Genomic DNA, 23224 nt, shown 5'->3' with positions numbered 1-23224 from the left:
GCCATCCGACGAACGGTAGCCTGGAAGTGATATCACTTTGATATCTTCTGTTCGAACCCTCAAGGACGTACCGCCATGAAAGAGAAGTCGCTGTCTTCGCTCAACGGCCTCGGCACGCTGGCCGTCGCCCTGCTCGTCGCCCTCGCTGGCGCCGCCCTGTTCGTACTGGGTGTGGCCGCCAAGGCCAGCGTCGGCTCGCCCAACCTGCTGCTGATGCTGCTGGGGGCGTTGCTGGTAGTCCTGGGCGTGTTCACGCTGGCCGGCCTGTACACCATCCAGCCCAACCAGGCGGCGGTGCTGAGCCTGTTCGGCAAGTACGTGGGCACGGTGAAGGACAACGGCCTGCGCTGGAACAACCCTTTCTATGCCAAGCGCCGGGTCAGCCAGCGCGTGCGCAACTTCGAGAGCGGCAAGCTGAAGGTCAACGAGCTGGACGGCAGCCCGATCGAGATCGCCGCGGTGATTGTCTGGCAGGTGGTCGATGCCTCCGAGGCCGTCTACAACGTGGACGACTACGAGAGCTTCGTGCACATCCAGTCCGAATCGGCACTGCGGGCGATGGCCACCAGCTATCCCTACGACCAGCACGAGGATGGACAGCTGGCCCTGCGTAGCCACGCCAGCGAGATCTCCCAGCACCTGAAGAACGAGCTGGCCGAGCGCCTGGCCGATGCCGGTGTACAGGTGATCGACGCGCGCATCAGCCACCTGGCCTACGCCGCCGAAATCGCCCAGGCGATGCTGCAACGCCAGCAGGCCAACGCGGTGATCGCCGCGCGCACGCGTATTGTTGCTGGTGCGGTGGGCATGGTCGAGATGGCCTTGGCCGAACTGCAGAAGAACGGCGTGGTGCAGCTGGACGAGGAACGCAAGGCGCACATGGTCAGCAACCTGCTCACCGTGCTGTGCTCGGACCGCGGCACCCAGCCGATCGTCAATGCCGGCTCGCTGTATTGAGCCACACTCGCAACGGGGTGCCCCACCGCCCCGCCAGGAGCCCCCATGAGTGAGAAGAAAGCCTACCCGCTGCGCATCAATGCCGACGTCCTGGCTGCTGCGCAGCGCTGGGCTGATGACGAACTGCGCAGCCTCAACGCGCAGATCGAATACGTGCTGCGCGACGCCCTGCGCAAGGCGGGACGTCTGCCGGAACCCGCGCCATCGTCGGAGGACAAGGAATGAGCAAGCGTTGGAGCTACCAGACCATCGAGGTCAAGACGTCCATGATGGGCCTGCTCAAGGCCGAGGACATCCAGGCCGAACTCAGCCGCCAGGGCCAACTGGGCTGGGAACTGGTCAACATCATCATCCCGGCGCCGATGCGCCCGGCGATGCTGGTGTTCAAGAAGGAGGCCTGACGCATGGGCGGCAGCGACCCGAAGACGTTTGAAGTGGCCGAGAGCTCGCCGTTGCGCGTGCTCTGGATCGTGCTTCCGCTGCTGGCTGCCTTCGTGGCGTGCGTGTACGCACAGCTGTACAAGGCGCCGGCCAGTGCCCCTTGGATCGAAGTAGCGCTGTCGCCGCCCTGGTTCCGGATGGGTGGCAGTGCCGCCTGGAGTCTGCTGGTGATCGCGGTACTCGGCATCGGGTTGGGCGCAGCATTCTTCCGTCGCCGGGTGGAACTGGACGACAACGTGCTGGATGTGCGCTCGACGATGTACCGCCGCCGCGTCCCGGTGGCGCAGCTGCGGCTGGACCAGGCCGAGGTGGTCGACCTGCAGCGTGACCGCCGCTATGGCATCCGTGTCAAAACCAATGGCTATTCAGTGCCAGGCTTCTATTCCGGCCACTTCCGCCTGCACGGGGGCGGCAAGGGCTTCGCTCTGGTCACCGATCGTGCGCGTGTCCTCGCCCTGCCGGTCAGTGACGGCAGCACGCTGCTGCTCAGCGTGGACCGGCCGCAGGCGCTGCTCGATGCGCTGCACAAAGTGGCCGCGTCGGCGCCACGGCAGTAAGCTGCTGCGATGCAACGACGCGCCCCCCTGCTGATCAACACCGAGGCCATCGAGCTGTGGCCCGCGCACCTGCTGCGTGCACGCAGCAACCTGGATGCACGCCTGCTGTCGCAGGCACACTGGGTGCTGCGGCGCAAGCGCGATGGCCGCTACCTCGCGGCGGTACTGGCGCGCGGGGTTCATGCCATGGTGCCGCGCCTGGCACGCGAGCCAGGGGTGGAGGACGCATTGGCGCTGCTGGATGCAGCAGCGGCGCGTCCGTTCGGCGCCGTGCTGGAGGATCAGTGGTTGCCACTGGCAGGCCTGCAGCAGCGCCTGCAGCAGCTTGGCCTGGATGCACAGCGCTATGCCGGCGACAGCGGGCTGCCGCTCGAACCCGAACCCTGCCTGCTGCACTTCGCCGGCCGCGACCGCTTCGCCCGCCCGTTGTGGCTGCACTGTGCCGCCGCGCAGGGCTGGCGGCGGATGCGACTGCACGCGGCACAGGATGGAATTGCGCTGGACGCCATCTCCGGCTTCCGCAGCCATGCCTACCAGTTGGGCATCTTCGAGCGGAAGCTGGCGCGCGGCTTGAGCGTGGCAGAGATCCTGAAGGTCAATGCCGCCCCGGGTTTCAGCGAACACCACAGCGGCTACGCGCTGGACATCGGCACACCTGGCGATGCGCCGGCCGAAGAATCGTTCGAAGCCACCGACGCGTTCGCCTGGCTGCAGGTGCATGCCGGCGGGCATGGCTTCCATCTGAGTTACCCACGCGACAACCCGCACGGCATCGTCTACGAACCCTGGCACTGGTGCTGGAGACCGGCCAACGGCTGAGCCCCTCGTGGCGAAAGCCTGGAGCGGTCAGCGCATGGCCGCGGGATGGAACAAGACAGCAAAGACAAAAGCCGGTCGCTTCGCTCGAAGCCGAGCATGGCTCGGCTCTACAGAAGCTGACGGCGCAGCGGTGTCGTGCTTGGCCGATCTCCGCTGCCGTCACCGCCTCAACGCATTGATCGCCAGCAACACCCATCCGGCCATCATGCTGGTGCCACCGATCGGTGCCATCCGCGTCGGCCACTGCCACAGCGCACCACCCACCAGGCTGCCGGAAAACAACAGCACACCCAGCAGCAGCACGTACAGCGCAAGGTGCGCGATCGCTCCCTGCGCGCGCGGCCCCAGCGCCACCAGCACCGCACCGTGCGCGAACGCATACAGCGCCGCCATGTTCAGATGCTGCTGCGCCAGCGGATCAGCCGCGCCATGCGATGCATAGGCGGACAGGCCGATCGAGGCGGCGGCCAGCAGTGCCCCCAGGCAGGCCAGCAGCGAAGGCTTACGTGCGCGACGTTCGAGATTGAACATGTGGGCTCCTTGCGCAGCGCCCTTGCCGGGCGCCAGATGAAAAAAAAACGCGCCGCAATGAGCGGCGCGTTTTCGTGTCCAGCACTACATGGGTCAGCCGAAGCTTACTTGACGGCCCAGTAGATGTCGTAGGTACCTTCCGGGGTGAACGACTTGTCGATGCCGTCCTTCCAGGTTTCGTACGGACGGTCGATCACTTCGTTGCCGGAGGTCACCGCCCAGGCACGCAGGCCGTTGCGGGCCACGTCAAGACCCGCCATGTGGCCGGTGTAGGCCGCATGCGCCGAACGGTGCGGAGCCACATGCACGTACTTGACCGGCGCGCCGCCGTCGATCTTGACGGTCAGCTCTTCAGCGGTGGCACCTTCAGCACCCTTCTTCTTCACCGGCTGGGCGATGTCGAAGGCGTACTTCTCCTGGCCGAAGTCGGTGGTGATGATGCGGAACGGACCGGCGGCTTCAAGGCCATTGGCCTCCATCACGCGCTTGATCCACTCCTGGTTGTCCTTGATGGACTTGGTGATCGTGTCCTGACCGCGGTCCACGTTACCGGCGTTGACGACCAGCAGGTCCTCAGCCGGCACATCGACGATGCCCAGATCGGTCAGCGGGGCTTCCGGCGTGCGGTAGTCGACGTTCGGGACGGTGGCCAGCATGTTGGCCATGCGCGACAGGCCCATCTTGATGTCGTCGCCGATCTGGCGGCTGACATACAAGCCGGCATAACGGCCGAACAGGTCGAAGCCGTACTTCACCGAGTAGTCCTGGGTGATCTTGACGTTACGGCCACCCTTGCCGGTCGGCTCCAGGGTGAAGGTGGTGATCTTGTCGTGACCCTTGGTGGCGTCATCGATGGCGATCGCAACACGCTTGTTCTCTTCGGCTTCGGTGATCTTCCAGGAACCGGTGCCCAGGTCCTTGGAGGTGAAGTCGAGGGTGGCACCGACGCCGGAGGCCGGGCCGGACAGCTTCAGTTCAACGGCGGGATCGCGCAGTACCAGCGGGTTCCAGTCCTTGAAGCGGCGCAGGCTGCTGACCGTGTCGTACACGATCGTCATCTTGCGGTTGGTCTCGATGCTTTCGGTGATGTGACGCTCGCCCGGCAGACATACGCCAATGATGACGAACAGGCCAGCCACGATCCCCAAGGCGATCAGGAACTCGATAATACGGGTCATTCAGAGAGTCTCCGGGGCCGATCCCACGGCCGGGTTGATTGAAGCGAAGCGCCAATCCTAGCAGGCTTCGCGGGCATTGTTTATCGGGATTGGCGCACCGGTTTCCGTGCCGGCTGCGTATTTGTATGGACAAAGAAATCGAAGGGTACCGCATACCGACGCCCCTGAAGTAGGGGGCAACCCCGCCGGAGGGCCATGAATGGACCTCAAGTCATTGTCCTGAAAAGAATTTCCTCACACCAGCTGCAGCTCGAACGCCTTCAATACGGCGCGGGTACGGTCGCGCACGCCCAGCTTGGAAAGGATGTTGGACACGTGGTTCTTGATGGTGCCTTCGGCCACCCCCAGCGAATTGGCAATTTCCTTGTTGGAGAAGCCGCTGGCCATGAGGCGCAGGATCTCGGTCTCGCGGTCGGTCAACGGGTCCGGACGGTCCAGGCTGACAAACTCGTTGCGCATGTGCTCCAGGCCGGACAGCAGCCGCTGGGTCACGGCCGGCTGCACCAGCGAACCGCCGTCGGCCACGGTGCGGATGGCACCGACCAGCTGTGCCAAGGTCACGTCCTTGAGCAGGTAACCCTTGGCGCCGGCCTTAAGCCCGGCCAGCACCAGCTGGTCATCGTCGAAAGTGGTGAGGATGATGGTCGGCGGCAGCAGGTCCTGACGCGACAGGACCTGCAGCGCCTCCAGCCCGGACATCACCGGCATGCGCATGTCCATCAGCACCACGTCCGGTCGCACCTGCGGTATCAGCTCCACCGCCTGGCGGCCGTCGCCGGCCTCGGCCACCACCTCGATGCCGTCGTCGAGCGCCAGCAGGGAGCGGATTCCCTGCCGCACCAGGGTTTGGTCGTCGACCAGGCAGACGCGAATCATCAACGCACTCCTTCAGGAACCTTGGTAAGGGCGGCCACCAGCACCGTTGCCGGTACCGTCGCCCGCAGCCGGAAGCCTTCACCGGGCCGGGTCTCGACCTGCAGCTGGCCACCACATTGTTGCAGTCGCTCGCGCATGCCGCGCAAGCCATTGCCCACATTGACCGTATCCGCGCCGACGCCGTCGTCGCGGGCCTGCACCACCACCTGGTCGGGGGCTTCACGGTACACCTTGATCCACAGGTGGCGGGCACCGGCATGGCGCACCGCGTTGGTGATGATCTCCTGGGTACACCGCAGCAGCACGTGGGCCCGCTGCGGGTCCTCCACGTTCAGTGGATCCTCGATGTCCAGCTGGATGTCCAGCGAGGGCACGTTCTCGGTCAGCGGGCGCAGCGCCGCGGCCAGATCGATGGCACCGGTCTCGCGCAGCTGGCTGACCACCTCGCGCACGTTGCCCAGCAGCAGCTTGGCCAGGGCATGCGAGCGCTTCACATGGTCCAGCGCCTGGCCTTCGGCCAGGTGGCCTGCCACTTCCAGGTTCAGGGTCAGCGCGGTCAGCTGATGCCCCAGAAGGTCATGCAGCTCCCGCGAAATACGGGTGCGCTCGTTGACGCGGGCGCTCTCGGCGAGGAGGGCACGGGTGGCGCGCAGCTCTGAATTGAGCCTGCGCTGTTCGTCGCGGGCCTCGGTCTGCTGTCTCGCAACAAGGCTGGTCACGAAGATGAACATGGAAAAGCCGCCGTACAGCAACGACTGCATCACCGCTTCGAACAGCGGGAAGCGCAGCAGCAGGTAATAGACCGGCGCCACCGCCAGCTGGCTGACCAGCAGCCACAGCACGCACAGGCGTACCGAAAGCATCCACGGAATGACGCCGGCAGCCACCATCATCAGGATGCTGCCAAGGCCCGAGCCGCTGAGGAAACTGACGCCCAGCGCCGAGACCGTCAGCAGCAGCAGCAGGCCGCGGTCCAGCCAGCTGGTGTGGCTGCCGCTGTCGCTGCGTAGCAGGCGGGTCAGCCAATAGTACGCCGCGCCGAAGGACAGGTAGGCGACAAACAGCAGGATCGCCCAGCCGCCCATATCGCTGCGGCTGTGCAGGTTCTCGAACTGCGAATACGCCAATGGCAGGCCGACCATGACCCAGGTGAACAGGCCGGCCAGACGGAGAACGCGGGTATGGCTGAGGACTCCCAACATGCCAGCACTCTACGGGCCCGGCCTGCGTCGCGCACTCCCACGGAAGTCATGCATCCGCGCCCCCCTGTTCATGCCGCAGCCCACCCCGGGCATGCAATAATCGTGCGCAGGGTCCCCTGACGGACCAACCGCGTTACCCCACGGAGTCACAATGTCGATTGTCATCCGCGACGTGCGCGAGCACGAGCTCGATTCCGTCCTGGCTTTGAACAACAACGCTGGCCTGGCCATCCTTCCCCTGGATGCGGCCCGCCTGCGCCTGTTCTATGAAACCGCTGAGTATTTCCGCGTCGCCGAGCGCGACGGTAACCTTGCCGGCTTCCTGATCGGCTTCGGCAGCGACAGCCAGCACGACAGCAGCAACTTTGCCTGGTTCAAGCAGCAGCTGGACGCCCCGTTCTTCTATATCGACCGCATCGTGGTTGCCAGCCGCCGCCGTGGTGGTGGCGTCGGTCGCGCGTTCTATGCCGATGCGCAGAGCTTCGCCGAGCTGCGCTACCCGCAGATGACCTGCGAGGTCTTCCTCGACCATGGCGCCGATGCCGCCCTGCTCTTCCACGGCAGCTTCGGCTTCCGCGAGCTGGGCCAGAACACCATGCCGCAGGTCGATGTGCGCGCCAGCATGCTGGCCAAGGAACTGTGCAGCTACCCGTGGGTGAAGGAGACCTACGGCGGCAAGCTGCCGGATGTGGCATGGACACGTGCCCGGCAGCTGCCGGCGCAGGCACAGCGGCCGACGGGGACCTGAGCGTGGCGGTGAATTTCGATTACGAACAGGCCGGTGAACTGAAGATCGGCCAGGTGGGCATCGCCAACCTGCGCATCCGTACGCTTGACGTCGAACGCCTCGTGCAGGAAATGCGCGAACGCGTTACCCGGGCGCCGAAGCTGTTCGGCCGCGCCGCGGTGATCCTCGACTTCGGCGGCCTGAGCCAGGTACCGGACGTGGCTACGGCGCAAGCGCTGGTCGATGGCCTGCGCAGCGCCGGCGTGCTGCCGGTGGCACTGGCCTATGGCACCAGCGCGGTCGACCTGCTCTCGCAGCAGCTCGGGCTGCCGCTGCTGGCCAAGTTCCGCGCCCAGTACGAGCGAGCCGAGGCCGAGCCGCCCCCGCCTCCGCCCGCTCCGGAACCGCGCCGCGCAGCGCGCGCCGAACCGAAGCCGGCGCCGGCCGCGCCGACAGCCAGGGTTGCCGGCGCTGCGGCACCGCAGCCGGGCCGCATGCAGCTGGGCAACGTGCGTTCGGGCCAGCAGCTGTACGCTGAAAACTGCGACCTCACCGTGATGGCCACCGTCGGCGCCGGCGCCGAAGTCATCGCCGACGGCAGCATCCATATCTACGGCACCCTGCGCGGCCGCGCGCTGGCAGGGGCCCAGGGCAACACCGCGGCACGCATTTTCTGCCGTGATTTCCATGCGGAACTGGTGGCCATTGCAGGCCACTACAAGGTACTGGACGATGTCCCGGACAACCTGCGCGGCAAGGCCGTGCAGGTATGGCTGGAACAGGACCAGGTCAAGATCGCTGCGCTGGACTGACGCAGCTCCAAACTAATGCAGAACCAGGAGAAGTCCTTTGGCTGAAATCATCGTAGTCACCTCCGGCAAGGGCGGCGTGGGCAAGACCACTTCCAGCGCGAGCCTGGCCTGTGGCCTGGCGAGGCGCGGCAAGAAGGTGGCGGTGATCGACTTCGACGTCGGCCTGCGCAACCTCGACCTGATCATGGGCTGCGAACGCCGCGTGGTGTACGACTTCGTCAACGTCGTGCACGGCGAAGCCACCCTCAAACAGGCCCTGATCAAGGACAAGCGCTTCGACAACCTGTACGTGCTGGCCGCCTCGCAGACCCGCGACAAGGACGCACTGACCCAGGAAGGCGTGGGCAAGGTTCTGAAGGACCTGGCCGCCGACGGCTTCGACTACATCATCTGCGACTCGCCGGCGGGTATCGAAAAGGGTGCCTTCCTGGCGATGTACTTCGCCGACCGCGCCGTGGTGGTGGTGAACCCGGAAGTGTCCTCCGTGCGCGACTCCGACCGCATCATCGGGCTGCTGGATTCGAAGACCCACAAGGCCGAATCCGGGCAGAACGTGCCCGCGTTCCTGCTGCTGACCCGCTATACCCCGCTGCGCGTGGAAACCGGCGAGATGCTCAGCATTGCCGACGTCGAGGAAGTGCTGGGGCTGAAGGCGATCGGCGTGATCCCCGAGTCGGGTGACGTGCTCAATGCCTCCAACAAGGGCGAGCCGGTCATCCTGGATGTCGAATCCGCAGCCGGCCAGGCCTATGAGGACGCTGTCGCGCGCATCCTTGGCGAGGAGCGGCCGATGCGCTTCACCACCGTGGAGAAGAAGGGCTTCTTCAGCAAGCTGTTCGGAGGGTAAGCATGGGCCTGTTCGATTTCCTCAAAGCGAAGAAGACCACCGCCGAAACCGCAAAGAACCGCCTGCAGATCATCATCGCGCAGGAACGCAGCCACCGCGGTGGCCCGGACTACCTGCCCCTGCTGCAGCGCGAGTTGCTGGAAGTGATCAAGAAGTACGTGAACATCGACGTCGATGCGGTGAAGGTCGACCTGGTGAAGGATGGCCAGCACGACGTGCTGGACATCTCCGTGGCGCTGCCTGAAGGCCCGGACAAACCCTGATCCCCCGCCCCGCCCGTGCCTGCATGGGCGGGGCTGCGTGACCTGCATGACCGATACGACAACCACCGTGGGCATCACCTGCGTGGGCGACATCGCCTTCGCCGACGCGCAGCGCCTGCTCGCCGCGCATGGCCTGCGGCTGCACCACGTGGCGCCCGGCGAACCGATTCCCGGCAGTTACTGGGGCGAGCCAGAGGCCGGCATCATCGCCAGCAACGTGTACGTGCGCGACGACACGCCCGTGCATTCGATGCTGCACGAAGCCTGCCACCTGATCGTGCTGCCGCCGGAGCGGCGTGCGCAGGTGCATACCGACGCCACCGACTCGGTGGCCGAGGAAGATGCCACCTGCTACCTGCAGATCGTGCTGGCCGGGCAGCTGCCGGGTGTTGGCAGCGCGCGGTTGATGGCCGACATGGACGCCTGGGGGTACACGTATCGGCTGGGGTCTACACAGGCATGGTTCGAACAGGACGCCGAAGACGCGAAGGCGTGGTTGATCGAACGCGGGTTGCCGGTGGCGTAACGCTCGGTAGTGCCGGCCGCTGGCCGGCAACCAGGTGATGCTTCACGGGTTCATGAGGTTGCCGGCCAGCGGCCGGCACCACCCCATCAGCCCTGCCCGGCCAGCGCGCGCAGGGTAATACCGACGATGTAGGCCAGGTAGGTGCCGGTGGCATAGCCCATCGTGCCCAGCAGCACGCCCACCGGCGCCAGCGCCGGATGGAACGCGGCGGCCACCACCGGCGCCGAGGCCGGGCCACCGATGTTCGACTGCGAACCGATGGCGAAATAGAAGAACGGCACCTTCAGCAGCTTGCCCAGGCACCACAGCAGCACGATGTGCACGGCGATCCAGATCAGGCCGAGCAGGAACAGCCACGGGCGGTCCAGCAACGCCAGCAGATCCATCTGCATGCCGATGCAGGCGATCAGGAAGTACAGCAGCAACGAACCCAGACGCGAGGCACCCGCGCCTTCCAGGTTGCGTGCGCGGGTGAAACTCAGGCTCAGGCCCAGGGTGGTCGACAGCACCACCACCCACACGAACGGTGCGTCCAGGCTGAACTGCGCGGCCCAGCTGACATTTGCCTTGAACCACGCCGCCAAGGGCGCACCGATCGCGTGTGCCAGTCCGACGCCACCGAAGGCCACGGCCACGATCAGCATCAGATCGGTGAGGCTGGGAATGCGCTCATGCTCGGCCTGGAAGCGCGCGATGCGCTCCTTCAGTTCATCGATGGCCGAGGTATCGGCGCCACTGCGTGCATCGATCTTCGCCGCACGACCGGCGAGGAAGATCAGCGCCGCCATCCACACATAGCCGACACCCACGTCGACCACGGCGAACTGGCCGAAGGTGGTCGCGTTGACGTCGAACACTTCGCGCATCGCCAGCATGTTGGCGCCACCACCGATCCAGCTGCCGGCCAACGCAGCCATGCCGGCCCAGGTGTCACCGGCCACGGTTTCCGGATGCACGGCGCGCATCAGCAGGAAGGCCACGACCGCCCCGAGCATGATGCTGGCCGATGCCCCCAGGTACATCAGCACCAGCTTCGGGCCCAGCCGCAGGATGCCCTTGATGTCCACCGCCAGGGTCAGCAGGATCAGCGCCGCCGGCAGCAGGATGTCGCGTGCGATCGGGTTGTAGAGCCGGGTGTTCTGCCCGTCGATCAGGCCGACGGTGTTGTAGATGCCGGGAATCAGGTAGCACAGCAGCAGCGCCGGCACGAAGGTGTAGAAGCGTTTCCACAGGCCCTGCTCGCGCGAGGCGGTCCAGAAAACGGCGCCGAGCGTGGCGGCGATCAAACCGAAGACGACGATGTCGTTCTGGATCAGGGCAGTCGAAGGCATGTAGGCGCTCTGGTAGAGCCGGCCGCTGGCCGGCTGCTGTTGGCGGCAGATAAGGTGTGCCGACCAACGGTCGGCACCCACCGGTAAAGCAGATGGTGAAACAGAAGCGCCGCCCCGGAGGGCGGCGCCGCAACCATCAGTTGCCGATGTGCTGCTTCAGCCAGGCATTGACGGTGTCATGCCACAGGATGCTGTTGTTCGGCTTGAGCACCCAGTGGTTTTCATCCGGGAAGTACAGGAACTTCGATTCGATGCCCTGGCGCTGGGCGGCGGTGAACGCGGCCAGGCCCTGCTCGACCGGGATGCGGAAGTCCTGCTGGCCGTGGATGACCAGGATCGGCTTCTTCCAGTCCGCCACGTGGTTGACCGGATTGAACTTCTCGTAGTTCGCGGCCTTCTGGTACGGCGTGCCGCCCTGCTCCCACTCGGTGAACCACAGTTCTTCGGTGGCGTAGCCCATCATGCGCTGGTCGAACACGCCGTCGTGGTTGACCAGGCACTTGAACGGGCTGTTCCAGTTGCCGGCGATCCAGTTGACCATGAAGCCGCCGTAGCTGGCGCCCAGCGCACAGGCCTTGTCACCGTTGAGGAAGGAATACTTCTTCAGCGCCGCATCCCAGCCCTTCTGCAGGTCTTCCAGCGGGCGGTCGCCCCAGTGCTGGCTGATCGCATCGGTGAACGCCTGGCCGTAGCCGGTGGAGCCGTGGAAGTCGATCATCACCACCGCGTAGCCCTGGCCCGCATAGGTCTGCGGATTCCAGCGGTAGCTCCAGCCATTGCCGAAGCTGCCCTGCGGGCCGCCATGGATCAGGAACGCCACCGGGTAGGACTTGCCTTCCTGATAGTTGTGCGGCTTGACCACGTAGCCATGCACGGTGTCGTTGTTCCAGCCCTTGAACTCGAACTGTTCGTAGTCGCCGAAGGACACGTCCTTGAGTACGTCGCCAGCAGCCGGGGTCAGCGCGCGCAGTTCGCCGATCGGCTGGCCTGCGGCCGGCAGCAGTCCGACCAGCACCTGGTCGTTGCTCTTCAGGCTGTTGCGGGTGATCGCCACGCTGTTGCCGGCCACATCGACCGAGGTCACGCTGCCGTCGCCAACCAGCTTGGTGGCCTTGCCGCTGGCCACGTCGATCTGGAACAGCGGATGCTCGCCGAGGTCGTCGGCGGTGGTGTAGATGCTGGCGCCGTCGGCGGACAGGGTGATGCCGCCCGCCGAACGGTCCCACTGCGGCGCGATCTCGCGGGTCTTGCCGCTGGCCAGGTCCATCGCCATCAGGCCGAAGCGGTCGGCCTCGAAGCCCGGGCGCTTCATCGCACGATAGAACAGCGTCTTGCCGTCGGCGCTGAACACCGGGCCGGCATCCCAGGCCGGGTTGGAGGCGGTCAGGTTGACCGGCGCCTGCTTGCCCGCGGCGTCGAAGCGGTACAGATCGAAGTTGGTCGACCACGGTTCCTGCTTGCCGGCCACACGGATGCTGGCCACTACGCTGGCGCCATCCGGCGACCACGCGAAGTCATCATTGCCGCCGAACGGCTTGGACGGCGCATCACCATCGATGGTCGCGCTCAGTGCCGAGGCGCCCTTGACTGCACCGGCCTTGGCCGCAGGCAGCGGAGCGACGAACAGGGTGTTGCGGCGGCCGTCGTTCCAGGTGTCCCAGTGGCGCACGAACAGCGAATCCCATACCTGGCCGCTGGCCTTGGCGTCCTTCTTTTCCTTCAGCTTCTTCTCGGTGCAGGCCAGGTCCGAGGCGCAGGCCTGGAACACGCCGGCGCTGAACAACAGGCGGTCGTCCTGCGGCGACACGTGGTAGCTGTCCACGTCGACCGGGAAGTCGGTCAGCTGGCGCGGAGTACCGCCGTTGATAGGCTGCGCGTACAGCTGCTGGCTGCCGTTTTTGGCGCTCAGGAAATACACCGTCTGGCCATCGGCCGACAGCGAGGCGGAATTGACGTTCCAGCCGGCCGGGGTGATCTGCTTCGGCGGCGCTGCGTCGCGGGTGCGCAGGTTGCGCGCGAACAGCGCGGTGGAGGCCTTCAGGTTGGCGTCCACGCTGCGCTTGGCGAACACCACGGTGCCACCGTCTGCGGTCAGCACCGGCGCGGAAACGCGGTCCATCGCCACCATGTCGCGGACTTCCAGGCCACGGGCAGCGGCAACACTGGGCAGGGCGGCCAGCAGGCTCAGTGGCAGCAGGGCATGACGCAGTTTCATCGGGGTCTCCGCAGGACGGCAAAAAACCGATGGTAGGCCCGCATGGCCGGGGCTGCCAAGGCCATCGGTCATGGCTGCAGGCGGGCAATCGCCATAAACAGCAAACCCCGCCGAAGCGGGGTTTGCGGTACTGCCGGCCGCTGGCCGGCAACCAGGGGTATCACGGGATCCGGGATTGCCGGCCAGCGGTCGGCACTACCCGTCCCTTACGCCTTGGCGTACTTGCCGGTGCGGTAGATCAGCCAGCCGACCAGGAACAGCACGGCCAGGCCGATCCACTGTGCGCCCGGCAGGTGGAACGGCACTGCCAGCACATCGGCGCGGCTGCTGACCACGATCGGAATCGCGATGGCGATGCCCATCAGTGCCTCACCGGTGATCAGGCCGGCGGCAAACAGCACGCCCGGCTTGTGCACGCGGTCGCGGCCTTCTTCGTCATCGGCGCGCACCCTGTGGAAGCGCTCGACCAGATGGGCGATCAGGCCGCCGAGGAAGATCGGCACCATCAGTTCCAGCGGCAGGTAGATGCCGATGGCGGCGGCCAGCACCGGCACGCGGAAGCGCGCGTTGCGGGACTTCAGCCAGCTGTCGAAGGCGATGATGGCAGCGCCGACCACAGCACCGATGCCGATGAAGGTCCACGGCAGTTCACCACCGAACAGGCCCTTGGCCACCGAGGCCATCAGGTTGGCCTGCGGCGCAGCCAGCGCGTTCGGGTGCAGCTCGGACTTCACGCCGATGCCGTAGGCAGTGGCCAGCAGGTTCAGTACCGGGGCCATGATCAGCGCGCACGAGAACGCACCGATGCCCAGCATCAGCTGCTGCTTCCACGGGGTGGCACCGACGATGTAACCGGCCTTGAGGTCCTGCAGGTTGTCACCACCGACCGCAGCGGCACAGCACACAACCGCACCGATCATGATCGCGGCCACCGCGCCCAGCGGCGCCCCGCCGGCACCGACCGGCTTGAGGCCGTCAGCGCCCAGCAGCACGACCAGCACGGCCGACGCGAACAGGATGGTGGAGATGGTGATGCCCGAGACCGGGTTGTTGGACGAACCGATCAGGCCGGCCAGGTAGGCGGAGACCGAGACGAACAGGAAGCCGGCGACGATCATGATGAGGGTCATCGGGATCGACACGTGCCACTGGCCGACGATGGCCTGGTACAGGGCCAGCAGCGGCAGCACGAACGCCACCAGGGCAACCAGCATCCACTTCATCGGCAGGTCGCGCTCGGTATGCGCCAGCACCGGGCCACCGCTCTTGCGGGCGGCGGCAAAGCCGCTCTTGACGCCGTTGAGCAGCGACTTGCGCAGCGAGATCAGGGTCCAGATGCCACCGATCAGCATCGCGCCGACACCCAGGTAGCGCATCTTCGCGCCCCAGATGGCGAACGCCGCCTCGGTGGACGAAGCCGCGGCAACCGACGCGGCCAGCGCCGGATCGGTGTTCATGAAGAACGCCTGATAGATCGGGATGGCGATGTGCCAGGTCAGGATCGAACCGGACACCACCACGATGCCGACGTTGAGGCCGACGATGTAGCCCACGCCCAGCAACGCCGGTGACAGGTTGGTACCGATGAAGGCGGTGACCTTGGAGCTGCCGACATAGGCCGAGGTGGCCCAGGCATCTGGAATCAGGCGCATCCCGCTTTCCGCGGCCAGCTTGACGAAGGCGCCGATCACCGCCGACAGGCCGAGGATCTTCAGGCCCGGGCCCGGGTTCTCGCCGGCCTTGAGCACTTCGGCCGCCGCCTTGCCTTCCGGGAACGGCAGCGGATCTTCGACGATCATCGAACGGCGCAGCGGCACCGAGAACAGCACGCCCAGCAGGCCGCCGAGGCCGGCGATGCCCAGCACCCACCAGTACTTGAAGTCCGGCCAGTAGCCCATGATCACCAGCGCGGGGATGGTGAAGATCACGCCGGCGGCGATCGACGAACCGGCCGAAGCGCCGGTCTGCACGATGTTGTTTTCAAGGATGGAGCCACCGCCCAGCAGGCGCAGCACGCCCATGGAAATCACCGCGGCGGGAATGGCGGTGGCGATGGTCAGGCCTGCGAACAGGCCGAGGTAGGCGTTTGCGGCCGACAGCACCACCGCCAGCACGATGGCCAGGGCCACTGCGCGGAAGGTGAGCTGCTTGGGCGCAGCGTCGTGGTTCATGGAAGCCCCTGCTGGCAAAAAATCCCTGCCACGCTAGCGTTCAGGGGGCGGCAAGTCCAGTGCGGTTGGTACCGGCTGGCAAGCCCTCGCCCAGCGCTGCGCCCTAGCAGGCCCCTGGCCCCTTCAGATGTGTCGTGTTTGACCAAGTTGTGCACAGGGCACCGGTGCGTCGGAGCGGGGGGGCCCTTGACCCCAATCCCCCGACGCCCCCGGCCCATCGGGCGATGCGCGCCAGGCGAGGGGGTTTGCGATTCAGCACCTGCTTGAGTCGATTCCCGGAATCCAACACCGTGCACTGCCACCAACACAACGTCGGCAAGGAGACCGCATGGCAGACGCACCATTGATCACGATGATGCGTGCCCTCCTCGTTGCAGCGGGCGCGATGCTGTGCCTGCTGCTGGGTATAGGCAACGTCAACGCCTACAGCGGGTTCGGCACCGCGGTGATCGAGGATCGGGAAGGAATACCTTGTTTCGGCCTGCCGCCGCGGGCACTGGAATGGGTCCGATCGCCCCGTATCCTGCAAGCGGTGATCGTGTATCACCACGACACGGTGAAGGCATGGTCGTTCATGTACGACCTGACTCCCGTAGAGCCTTTGGCACCGGGCCAGTGCATCGTCTACGGCGATCTGCCAGCCTCGGCCACGCTGCGCACTTCTCCACAGCCATTGATTCCTGCAACCTTGTACGAGGTCTACCTCAACGCTCCCACCAATGGCCCAATCAGGGGCTACACGGCGAAGTTCTGCCTGAAAGCTGCGCCTGACGGATCGACTCGGGTGATCCCCATCAGGTACGACAAGCGGACGGGTTGGAGCGCAGCTGTCTGCCAACCCTGAAGGGCTACGCAGCAGAACGTTATGTTATATCCTGTCACGCCGGTCGAACATCCCACGTGGCCTCTTCCCCCTCCCTCCGCCTTGCCTCCATCGACCAGCTGCGCGGCACCGTGATGCTGTTGATGTTGCTCGACCACGTGCGCGAGACCTTCTTCCTGCAGCACCAGGTAAGCGACCCGATGGACGCGGCGACGGTCTCCCCTGCGCTGTTCACCTGCCGTCTGCTGGCGCACCTGTGTGCGCCCGTGTTCGTCCTGTTGACCGGCCTGTCGGCCTGGCTGTACGGCCAGCGCCAGGCGGATCCGCGCCGGGCCACCGCAGCCTTCCTGCTCAAGCGCGGGCTGTTCCTGGTCGTGCTGGAACTGACCCTGGTGAACTTCGCCTGGACCTTCCAGCTGCCGCCGGACACGCTGTACCTGCAGGTGATCTGGGCCATCGGGCTGAGCATGATCGCGCTGGCCGGGCTGCTTTGGCTGCCACGCCCGGCCCTGCTGGTGCTGGCAATCGCGGTGGTGGCCGGGCACAACCTGTTCGACGGCTTACGGGTGCAAGGCAATGGCCTGCTGGCGGTGCTGTGGAAAGTGCTGCACCAGCGCGACTGGATCGAGGCCGGTGCGCTGCGCCTGCGCACGTCCTATCCGCTGCTGCCGTGGATCGGGGTGATCGCACTGGGCTACCTGATGGGGCCGTGGTTCGGTCGCGAGCGCGCGCCAGAGCAGCGCCAGCGCTGGCTGCTGTGGGCAGGCATCGGCGCGCTGGCCCTGTTCGCACTGCTGCGGTTCGCCAACCAGTACGGGGATGCACCGTGGCAGTACCAGACCACCACGCTGCGCACCTGGCTGAGCATCCTCAACATCACCAAGTACCCGCCGTCATTGCAGTTCCTGCTGCTGACCCTGGGCGTGGGGCTGCTGTTGCTGCGCCTGTACGAATGGCCGCCCCTGGCGCTTGCGCTGCGCCCGCTGGCCGATATCGGCGCCGCGCCGATGTTCTTCTACCTGCTGCACCTGTATGTGCTGAAGGGGCTGTACCTGGCCGCGCTGGCGATCTGGGGACCGACGCACGGTGACCTGTACGCACTGGATTCGGTGACCGGCCTGCTGCTGGTGGCCTGTGCGCTGGCGGTGGTGCTGTACCCGCCGACGCGGGCCTTCGCGCGGTTCAAAGCGCGAAGGCGCGATCTGCCGTGGTTGCGATACCTGTGATCGCCCTGACCAGTCCGGCAATCCACGCATGGCGTGGATCCACTGAAAGCGGATCGGGCCACAGGCCTATAATTCCGCGATGAATTCCACCGCTATCGCTTCCGACGATTTCCTGGGCCACCCCAAGGGCGTCTACGTCTGCTTCTTCACTGAAATGTGGGAGCGCTTCTCCTTCTACGGCATGAAGGCGCTGCTGCTGCTGTACCTGACCAAATACCACCTGTTCGGCGACAAGGCCGGCCTGGACCTGCTCGGCGCCTATGGCGGCCTGGTGTACTGCATCCCGGTGTTCGGCGGCATGCTGGCCGACCGCTGGCTGGGCATGCGCCGGGCGGTGCTGTTCGGCGGCATCCTGCTGGTGCTCGGCCACCTCGGCATGGCCTTCGAGGGCCATGCAGCCTACCGGGTGAACGGCGAAGTGGTGCGCGACACCTCGGCACTGGCGGTGACCTACCTGTCGCTGGCGCTGATCATCATGGGCGTCGGCTTCCTCAAGCCGAACATCTCCACCATCGTCGGCAAGCTGTACGCCAAGGACGATCCGCGCCGCGATTCGGGCTTCTCGCTGTTCTACGCCGGCATCAACCTCGGTGCGCTGTTCTCATCGCTGGTGTGCGGCTTCCTTGGTGAGGCCTACGGCTGGAAGTATGGATTCGGTGCGGCCGGCGTCGGCATGCTGGCCGGCCTGGCAATGTTCCTGTGGGGCCAGAAATACCTGCAGGGCCACGCCGAACCGCCGCAGCCGGCAGCGCTGAAACAGAAGGTGCTGGGCCTGCCGCGCGAATGGCTGATCTACCTGTGCGCGGTGCTCGGTGTGCTGCCGGTCGCCTGGCTGATGTGGGCCGCCGGCAATGGTGCGTTCGCGCTGGGCGGTGAAATCAGCCTGGCGCTGATGCTGATGCTGGTGGTGCTGGGCGGCGTGCTGGTCTGGTTCGCCTGGTTCACCGGCACGAAATGCACGCCGCTGCAGCGTCAGCAGATGATCGCGCTGATGGTGCTGATCTTCATGGCGCTGGTGTTCTTCACGATGTACGAGCAGTCCTACGGCTCGTGGGTGACCTTCACCGACCGCCTGCTGACCAAGGACATCGTGCCCTCGCTGGTGATCACCGGCGGCACGCCGCTGCCGTGGTCGATTCTCTCGCTGCTGCTGGCACCGCTCGGCTTCGTGGTCAGCGCGCGCCTGTCGGAACGGCGCCCGGGCTCGGCTGCGCCGCGCACGTTCTTCGCCGCCATCGTCGTGCTGATGCTGGTGCTGCTGGTGCGCGACTGCCTGGTGATCCCGCAGACCGCAGGCTCGCTGACCTACCTGGGTGGCCTGTTCCTGGTGCTGCTGGCACCGGCCTTCGCCGCACTGTGGACGTGGATGGACCGCCGCGGCTGGGAACCGGGCAAGCCGGTCAAATCGGCCTGGGGTCTGGTGATCGGCGCGCTGTCGTTCGTGCCGCTGGCACTGGCCGCACAGCAGGTCGGCGCTACCGGCGAGATGGCCAGTGTGTGGTGGCTGGTGCTGGCCTACTTCCTGCTGGCCAGTGGCGAGATGTGCCTGTCGCCGGTCGGCCTGTCGGCGGTCACCCAGTTGGCCGTGCCGCGGGTGATGAGCCTGATGATGGGCACCTGGTTCCTCGCCACCGCCTTCTCGGAGACGCTGGCCGCGCTGTTCGGCAAGCTGGCCGCGATCGAGGTGCCGGAAGGCGAATCGCTGGACATGGTGGCCGCCGCCGGCGCCTATGCGCACCTGTTCTGGCTGCTGATGTGGATCGGCTTGGGCTGTGCGCTGGCCGCCTTCATTGCCGCGCCGCTGCTGAAGAAGATGATGCACGGGGTCAAGTAAGCCCGGTGCAGGCGAAATCCGGGGCGGCGGATCGATCATCCGCCGCTCCCGGCGTGCTCAGGGCGCGCTGCTCTTTTCCGCAGGCGCGGCCTGCGCGGCCACCTGTCCCCCCAGGCTGCGCGAGAGGAAGGCCAGCAACCTGCGGTAGTACGTGCGTTGGTTGGCAGGCGAATAGAAGCCATGCCCTTCGTTCCTGACGTACAGGGTTTCCACCGGCGAACCCGCCTTCTTCAATGCCGCTTCCATGCGTTCGCTGTGCACGATCGGCGCACGCTGGTCCTGGCCACCTGCGGCCAGGAATACCGGCACCCGTACCTGCGCAGCCAGATTCACCGGGGAACGCTCTGCCAGATCCTTGGGCGATCCCAGCCAGTTGCGCAGGTAGGCCAGGCCTGACTCATCACTCTGGATATCTCCGCGGGCGTACATCAACGGCAGATCGTAGATGCCGACGTAGCCGGCCGCGCACTGGTAGAGGCCTGGTTCGCGCACTGCCCCCATCATCGCCGCATAGGCACCGTAACTGGCCCCGTAGATGCAGATGCGGTTCTTGTCAGCCACGCCCTGGTCGATCGCCCACCGCGTGGCATCGGTGACGTCATCCTGCATCGACAGCCCCCATTGCTTGCGCGCAGCCTGCATGTGGGCCCGGCCATAGCCGGAAGATCCGCGGAAATTCACCTGCAACACCGCATAGCCTGCCGCCGCCAGCATCTGTGCCTCGGTGTCGTAGGTGCCGTCGTCGGCAACGCCGATCGGGCCCCCGTGCGGCACCACTACCATCGGCAGCGCACCGGCCTCGTGGCCATGCGGGACGGTAAGGAAACCATGCAGCGGACGCCCGTCACGCGCCTTCAGGCTGATCGGACGCACCTGCGCGGCCAGCGCAGGGTCGATCCAGTCGCTGCGGCTGATCAGGTGCCGAGCACTCTTGGCCACCGTGTCATAGAGATAGAAATCGCCTGGGTTGCTGCCTGACCAGGTTTCCACCAGCACCGTCCTGCCATCGCGCGTGCTGGAGGTGATGTAGACCGCTCCGCCCAGGCCCGCTTCGAGGCTGCGGTAAAGGCGGGCTTCGTCCGAGGCATCATCGAAGAATGCCGTTCGCGGTGCACTGCCAAGGAACAGCGCCCCGACCGGTACGCGGCTGCCGGGGCGCCGGATGATGCGCGCAGGGTCGGCCGTCCCATCGCGCAGCACGGTGCGTCGCTCATTGCTGTGCGGATCCCAGCTCACAATGGCGTCAGGCCCGTCTGCCTGCTCGACCTGCAGGTACGCCAGGCGACCATCGGCCGAAAAGCCGAGCGGCAGCTCGATGCGCTTGCTCAGGGATTCATCGTTGAGCAGGAGCCAGTCGCTGTTGCTGCCCGTGCGGTAATAGAGCTTCTGCGTGCCGTCGGTAACGACAGCGCGCGCGAACCGCACTTCGCCCTGCTCATCGGTCGTGAAGTCCGCATCGGGAATGGGAGCCCGTGCCACCGCATTGCGGCGACCGGTGATCACGTCCATGCGCTCGACCTGTGCATGCGAACTGCCGACCAGCGGGATTACCGTCACCAGTGCGTTGCGGTCGTCGTCCTTGAGTTCATCACTGAGGTACGCGGCCACCAGGCCCGCCGGCTTGACCTTGATGTTGGTACCCAGGCTCTGGTCGGCAACCCGGTAACCCACCAGCAGCTCGCCGCCCTTGCCATTGGCATTGATGCCGAACAATTCGCCAGTCGGCGTCGGCCGCTCCAGCACCCCGAACTTCTGTGCCATGCCGACCAGAAGCCGCTCGTTGCTGACCCAGTCGAAGGTGTGGGCGTGATCGTTGCGGGGCGGGCGGAAGCTGCCCACCATCTTCATGTCGGCAATGCGGTAGATCGCCAATGCGGTCCCGGCCTCCAGCGGAACCGTCGCGGCGATGTACTCGCCCCCCGGTGAAATCTTGATGTCGGTAAACGACTCCTGCCGCAGATAGCGATCCAGGTCCAGCGTCGCCGCCGATGCTCCGCCCACAACCGCTCCCAGCAGTACAGCAAGCACAATCCTGCGCATCCTTCCCCCATGGAAAACCGGACACCCTGTCCGGATGCACGATTCTAGGCACGTGACCGTTTGCCGCGCCACATCGGCAGAAAAAACGACGGCACCGTTGCCGGTGCCGTCGTTACCACTACCTTGGAGAGAGAGTCAGGACGTGGGTTCGGGGGGCATGCGCCGGGTCAGTGGACCCCGCGCACCGCCAACGTTAGGGCCAGGATGCTGAGGATCACGGCAATGGTGCCGTCAAGCACACGCCAGGTGCTGGGCTTGGTGAACAGCGGCGCCAGCAGGCGTGCGCCCAGTCCCTGCGCGGTCAGCCAAAGGCAGCTGGCGGTCACCACGCCGGCGGCGAAGGCCATGCGGGCGTTGCCGAAGTTCTCGGCGATCGAGCCGATCACCATCATGTCCAGCCAGAAGTGCGGGTTGATCAGCGAAAAGCCGACTGCGGCCATCAGCACCGCGCGGCGGTTGCCGTCATCGCTGTCAGCCTCGCCCATGCCGCCGCCACCGGCGATCGCACGGCGTGCCGACTTCATCGCGTACCAGGCCAGGAATGCCACGCCGGTCCACAGCACGGCGCTGGTCAGCCACGGCAGCGCCGAGGTGAGCGTGCGCAGGCCGGCAACGCTGGCGAAAATGAAGATCGCATCGATGGCCGCACAGGTGGCAACCACCGGCACGATGTGCTTGCGCAGGATGCCCTGGCGCAGAATGAAGGCGCTCTGGGCGCCGACCACGGCGAACAGGCCGATGCCGGTAGCTGCACCAGAGAACCAGGCACCGAGGCCGGTGCTGGCGGAGATGACCGAGAACATGGGATTCACTGCCTTAACTTGCTTGGGGGGACGGTGCCTCGCGAAGGCGGACAGCACCGGAACGGGCGCCATTGTCGCGCCGCAACATGAAAAAGACGAGCTAAACTTCCTAAACCAACATTAGCGGAGCTTAATTCGATGCGTATCGATCATGCCCAGCTGCGCGCCCTGGCCGCGGTGATCCGCGAAGGCAGCTTCGACCGCGCCGCACAGTCGCTGAATGTCACGCCCTCGGCCATCTCGCAGCGGGTCAAGGCACTGGAGGACCGGATCGGCCGCCTGCTGGTCAAGCGCGGCACGCCTGCCACCGCCACCGCCGAGGGGCAGCTGCTCGTTCAGCTGGCCGAGCAGACCGCCCTGCTCGAACACGATGCGCTGCACCGGATGGGCCTGGCCGATGAGGATCTGCCCCAGGCCAGCATCCCGGTGGCGGTGAACCACGACAGCCTGGAAACCTGGTTTCCGCAGGCCGCCTACCAGTTCGCGCAGACCACCGGCACCACCCTGGACCTGCGTGTGGAAGACCAGGACCACACCGTGGAGCTGCTGCGCCAGGGCACGGTGCTGGGCGCAGTGACCACGCTGGACGAGCCGGTGCAGGGCTGCCAGATCCATGCGCTGGGCAGCATCCGCTACGCAGCGACGTGCACCCCCGAATTTCGCGAACGCCACTTCGCCAAGGGCGTGACCGCGCAGGCGCTGGCACAGGCACCGGTGCTGGTATTCAACCGCAAGGACGACATGCAGTCGCGCTTCGCCCGGCGCATGGCCGGCGACGACCTGCCCAGCACTGCACCGACCTGGTGGATTCCGTCCACGCGCGCCTTCGTGCAGGCCAACCTCGGCGGACTGGGCTGGACCATGAACCCGCTGCCACTGGTCAAGCGGCACCTGGACGCCGGCCGCCTGGTCTACGTGCGCCAGCGCGCGTGGGAAGACGTGCCGCTGTACTGGCAGCACTGGAAGGGCGACGTGCAGACCATGGCCCTGCTCACCGGCGCGGTACTGGATGCCTCCTCGGCGCTGATCCGGCGCAAGCGCTGAA

The 23224-nt window shown here is 66.0% G+C and carries 23 protein-coding genes; 14 read left to right on the top strand and 9 right to left on the bottom strand.

The genetic code is table 11. From position 1 onward, the window contains the following. Positions 1–75 precede the first annotated feature (75 nt). The 5 genes from AC5P8J_RS08655 to AC5P8J_RS08635 are packed head-to-tail and all read left to right on the top strand — an operon-like array spanning position 76 to position 2774. Complete coding sequence (locus tag AC5P8J_RS08655; RefSeq protein ID WP_021203112.1) at positions 76–957, top strand: SPFH domain-containing protein; 882 nt, start codon at positions 76–78, stop codon at positions 955–957. Positions 958–1002: 45 nt separating this feature from the next. Continuing rightward, the gene (locus AC5P8J_RS08650) at positions 1003–1182 is read left to right on the top strand and encodes a type II toxin-antitoxin system antitoxin (RefSeq protein ID WP_495216759.1); all 180 of its coding nucleotides are present in this window, start codon (positions 1003–1005) and stop codon (positions 1180–1182) included. Continuing rightward, positions 1179–1358: a DUF4177 domain-containing protein gene (locus AC5P8J_RS08645; protein ID WP_019659310.1), complete on the top strand. Its 180-nt coding sequence runs from the start codon at positions 1179–1181 to the stop codon at positions 1356–1358. The genes AC5P8J_RS08650 and AC5P8J_RS08645 overlap by 4 nt, the downstream gene beginning before the upstream one ends. Positions 1359–1361: 3 nt before the next feature. After that, positions 1362–1955, top strand: coding sequence for a PH domain-containing protein (locus AC5P8J_RS08640; RefSeq protein ID WP_019659311.1), 594 nt, complete (start codon positions 1362–1364; stop codon positions 1953–1955). A 9-nt stretch (positions 1956–1964) separates the two neighbouring features. Next, a complete protein-coding gene (locus AC5P8J_RS08635) occupies positions 1965–2774 on the top strand; it encodes a M15 family metallopeptidase (RefSeq protein WP_111099022.1) in 810 nt (269 codons plus the stop codon). A gap of 159 nt (positions 2775–2933) precedes the next feature. On the opposite strand, the gene AC5P8J_RS08630 is transcribed toward AC5P8J_RS08635, so the two are convergent. The 4 genes from AC5P8J_RS08630 to AC5P8J_RS08615 form a co-directional block, all read right to left on the bottom strand. Continuing rightward, positions 2934–3305 (bottom strand): DUF423 domain-containing protein, encoded by a 372-nt coding sequence (locus AC5P8J_RS08630; protein WP_459389630.1) that lies wholly within the window; start codon positions 3303–3305, stop codon positions 2934–2936. Positions 3306–3409: 104 nt separating this feature from the next. After that, a complete protein-coding gene (locus AC5P8J_RS08625) occupies positions 3410–4483 on the bottom strand; it encodes a polyketide cyclase (protein ID WP_021203110.1) in 1074 nt (357 codons plus the stop codon). Between the two features lie 234 nt (positions 4484–4717). Beyond that, a complete protein-coding gene (locus AC5P8J_RS08620) occupies positions 4718–5359 on the bottom strand; it encodes a response regulator (RefSeq protein WP_021203109.1) in 642 nt (213 codons plus the stop codon). Beyond that, positions 5359–6561, bottom strand: a complete 1203-nt coding sequence (locus tag AC5P8J_RS08615; protein WP_227851984.1) for a sensor histidine kinase — start codon at positions 6559–6561, stop codon at positions 5359–5361. The genes AC5P8J_RS08620 and AC5P8J_RS08615 overlap by 1 nt, the downstream gene beginning before the upstream one ends. Before the next feature lie 151 nt (positions 6562–6712). Here AC5P8J_RS08615 and AC5P8J_RS08610 point away from each other — a divergent pair, with 151 nt between their 5' ends. Genes AC5P8J_RS08610 through AC5P8J_RS08590 form a run of 5 tightly spaced genes read left to right on the top strand, consistent with a single transcriptional unit; the run spans position 6713 to position 9736 of the window. After that, complete coding sequence (locus AC5P8J_RS08610) at positions 6713–7309, top strand: GNAT family N-acetyltransferase (RefSeq protein WP_019659316.1); 597 nt, start codon at positions 6713–6715, stop codon at positions 7307–7309. Next, the gene (gene minC, locus AC5P8J_RS08605) at positions 7255–8100 is read left to right on the top strand and encodes a septum site-determining protein MinC (protein ID WP_019659317.1); all 846 of its coding nucleotides are present in this window, start codon (positions 7255–7257) and stop codon (positions 8098–8100) included. Before AC5P8J_RS08610 ends, minC begins: the two co-directional genes overlap by 55 nt. Positions 8101–8137: 37 nt before the next feature. After that, on the top strand, positions 8138–8947 hold the full coding sequence (gene minD / locus AC5P8J_RS08600) for a septum site-determining protein MinD (RefSeq protein WP_019659318.1): 810 nt from the start codon (positions 8138–8140) through the stop codon (positions 8945–8947). Between the two features lie 2 nt (positions 8948–8949). Beyond that, positions 8950–9210 carry a cell division topological specificity factor MinE gene (gene minE, locus AC5P8J_RS08595; protein WP_005408532.1) on the top strand — a complete coding sequence of 87 codons (261 nt, stop codon included), beginning with the start codon at positions 8950–8952 and terminating at the stop codon, positions 9208–9210. A gap of 46 nt (positions 9211–9256) precedes the next feature. Next, positions 9257–9736 carry a hypothetical protein gene (locus AC5P8J_RS08590; RefSeq protein ID WP_019659319.1) on the top strand — a complete coding sequence of 160 codons (480 nt, stop codon included), beginning with the start codon at positions 9257–9259 and terminating at the stop codon, positions 9734–9736. A gap of 86 nt (positions 9737–9822) precedes the next feature. Here the strand turns inward: AC5P8J_RS08590 and AC5P8J_RS08585 are convergent, their stop codons facing one another. From AC5P8J_RS08585 to AC5P8J_RS08575, 3 genes are all read right to left on the bottom strand, one after another. Beyond that, entirely contained in the window at positions 9823–11067 is a 1245-nt protein-coding gene (locus AC5P8J_RS08585) for a DUF819 family protein (RefSeq protein WP_019659320.1), read from the bottom strand. Between the two features lie 136 nt (positions 11068–11203). Continuing rightward, the gene (locus AC5P8J_RS08580; RefSeq protein WP_111101822.1) at positions 11204–13282 is read right to left on the bottom strand and encodes an alpha/beta hydrolase family protein; all 2079 of its coding nucleotides are present in this window, start codon (positions 13280–13282) and stop codon (positions 11204–11206) included. Positions 13283–13488: 206 nt separating this feature from the next. Beyond that, positions 13489–15453 carry an OPT family oligopeptide transporter gene (locus AC5P8J_RS08575; RefSeq protein ID WP_021203105.1) on the bottom strand — a complete coding sequence of 655 codons (1965 nt, stop codon included), beginning with the start codon at positions 15451–15453 and terminating at the stop codon, positions 13489–13491. Between the two features lie 328 nt (positions 15454–15781). Between AC5P8J_RS08575 and AC5P8J_RS08570 the strand changes: the two genes are divergently transcribed. The 3 genes from AC5P8J_RS08570 to AC5P8J_RS08560 all read left to right on the top strand — a co-directional run bounded on the left by AC5P8J_RS08570 (position 15782) and on the right by AC5P8J_RS08560 (position 19336). Continuing rightward, positions 15782–16297 (top strand): hypothetical protein, encoded by a 516-nt coding sequence (locus AC5P8J_RS08570; protein ID WP_021203104.1) that lies wholly within the window; start codon positions 15782–15784, stop codon positions 16295–16297. A gap of 56 nt (positions 16298–16353) precedes the next feature. Next, positions 16354–17502 carry an acetyltransferase domain-containing protein gene (locus AC5P8J_RS08565; RefSeq protein ID WP_021203103.1) on the top strand — a complete coding sequence of 383 codons (1149 nt, stop codon included), beginning with the start codon at positions 16354–16356 and terminating at the stop codon, positions 17500–17502. Between the two features lie 79 nt (positions 17503–17581). Then, positions 17582–19336: a peptide MFS transporter gene (locus AC5P8J_RS08560; RefSeq protein ID WP_494540038.1), complete on the top strand. Its 1755-nt coding sequence runs from the start codon at positions 17582–17584 to the stop codon at positions 19334–19336. A gap of 57 nt (positions 19337–19393) precedes the next feature. On the opposite strand, the gene AC5P8J_RS08555 is transcribed toward AC5P8J_RS08560, so the two are convergent. Together AC5P8J_RS08555 and AC5P8J_RS08550 are read right to left on the bottom strand one after the other, a co-directional pair. Beyond that, positions 19394–21376 (bottom strand): alpha/beta hydrolase family protein, encoded by a 1983-nt coding sequence (locus tag AC5P8J_RS08555; protein ID WP_494540037.1) that lies wholly within the window; start codon positions 21374–21376, stop codon positions 19394–19396. Between the two features lie 167 nt (positions 21377–21543). Beyond that, on the bottom strand, positions 21544–22179 hold the full coding sequence (locus AC5P8J_RS08550) for a LysE/ArgO family amino acid transporter (RefSeq protein WP_111101827.1): 636 nt from the start codon (positions 22177–22179) through the stop codon (positions 21544–21546). A gap of 138 nt (positions 22180–22317) precedes the next feature. On the opposite strand from AC5P8J_RS08550, the gene AC5P8J_RS08545 reads away from it, so the two are divergent. Further along, positions 22318–23223: a LysR family transcriptional regulator ArgP gene (locus tag AC5P8J_RS08545; protein WP_021203100.1), complete on the top strand. Its 906-nt coding sequence runs from the start codon at positions 22318–22320 to the stop codon at positions 23221–23223. The last annotated feature ends 1 nt before the right edge of the window (position 23224 follow it).

This window comes from Stenotrophomonas sp. YJH_SMC_37 (genome assembly GCF_059370035.1).
Note: the sequence above shows the minus strand (reverse complement) of the source record. Positions and strands in the feature narration are given on the sequence as shown.

Coding starts and splice junctions, on each gene's coding strand:
- AC5P8J_RS08630 (WP_459389630.1), bottom strand. CDS start 3,305: ATGTTCAATCTCGAACGTCGCGCACGTAAGCCTTCGCTGCTGGCCTGC.
- AC5P8J_RS08575 (WP_021203105.1), bottom strand. CDS start 15,453: ATGAACCACGACGCTGCGCCCAAGCAGCTCACCTTCCGCGCAGTGGCC.
- AC5P8J_RS08635 (WP_111099022.1), top strand. CDS start 1,965: ATGCAACGACGCGCCCCCCTGCTGATCAACACCGAGGCCATCGAGCTG.
- AC5P8J_RS08655 (WP_021203112.1), top strand. CDS start 76: ATGAAAGAGAAGTCGCTGTCTTCGCTCAACGGCCTCGGCACGCTGGCC.
- AC5P8J_RS08585 (WP_019659320.1), bottom strand. CDS start 11,067: ATGCCTTCGACTGCCCTGATCCAGAACGACATCGTCGTCTTCGGTTTG.
- AC5P8J_RS08555 (WP_494540037.1), bottom strand. CDS start 21,376: ATGCGCAGGATTGTGCTTGCTGTACTGCTGGGAGCGGTTGTGGGCGGA.
- AC5P8J_RS08645 (WP_019659310.1), top strand. CDS start 1,179: ATGAGCAAGCGTTGGAGCTACCAGACCATCGAGGTCAAGACGTCCATG.
- AC5P8J_RS08550 (WP_111101827.1), bottom strand. CDS start 22,179: ATGTTCTCGGTCATCTCCGCCAGCACCGGCCTCGGTGCCTGGTTCTCT.
- AC5P8J_RS08560 (WP_494540038.1), top strand. CDS start 17,582: ATGAATTCCACCGCTATCGCTTCCGACGATTTCCTGGGCCACCCCAAG.
- AC5P8J_RS08570 (WP_021203104.1), top strand. CDS start 15,782: ATGGCAGACGCACCATTGATCACGATGATGCGTGCCCTCCTCGTTGCA.
- minC (WP_019659317.1), top strand. CDS start 7,255: ATGGACACGTGCCCGGCAGCTGCCGGCGCAGGCACAGCGGCCGACGGG.
- AC5P8J_RS08580 (WP_111101822.1), bottom strand. CDS start 13,282: ATGAAACTGCGTCATGCCCTGCTGCCACTGAGCCTGCTGGCCGCCCTG.
- AC5P8J_RS08640 (WP_019659311.1), top strand. CDS start 1,362: ATGGGCGGCAGCGACCCGAAGACGTTTGAAGTGGCCGAGAGCTCGCCG.
- AC5P8J_RS08610 (WP_019659316.1), top strand. CDS start 6,713: ATGTCGATTGTCATCCGCGACGTGCGCGAGCACGAGCTCGATTCCGTC.
- AC5P8J_RS08650 (WP_495216759.1), top strand. CDS start 1,003: ATGAGTGAGAAGAAAGCCTACCCGCTGCGCATCAATGCCGACGTCCTG.
- minE (WP_005408532.1), top strand. CDS start 8,950: ATGGGCCTGTTCGATTTCCTCAAAGCGAAGAAGACCACCGCCGAAACC.
- AC5P8J_RS08615 (WP_227851984.1), bottom strand. CDS start 6,561: ATGTTGGGAGTCCTCAGCCATACCCGCGTTCTCCGTCTGGCCGGCCTG.
- AC5P8J_RS08625 (WP_021203110.1), bottom strand. CDS start 4,483: ATGACCCGTATTATCGAGTTCCTGATCGCCTTGGGGATCGTGGCTGGC.
- AC5P8J_RS08545 (WP_021203100.1), top strand. CDS start 22,318: ATGCGTATCGATCATGCCCAGCTGCGCGCCCTGGCCGCGGTGATCCGC.
- AC5P8J_RS08590 (WP_019659319.1), top strand. CDS start 9,257: ATGACCGATACGACAACCACCGTGGGCATCACCTGCGTGGGCGACATC.
- AC5P8J_RS08620 (WP_021203109.1), bottom strand. CDS start 5,359: ATGATTCGCGTCTGCCTGGTCGACGACCAAACCCTGGTGCGGCAGGGA.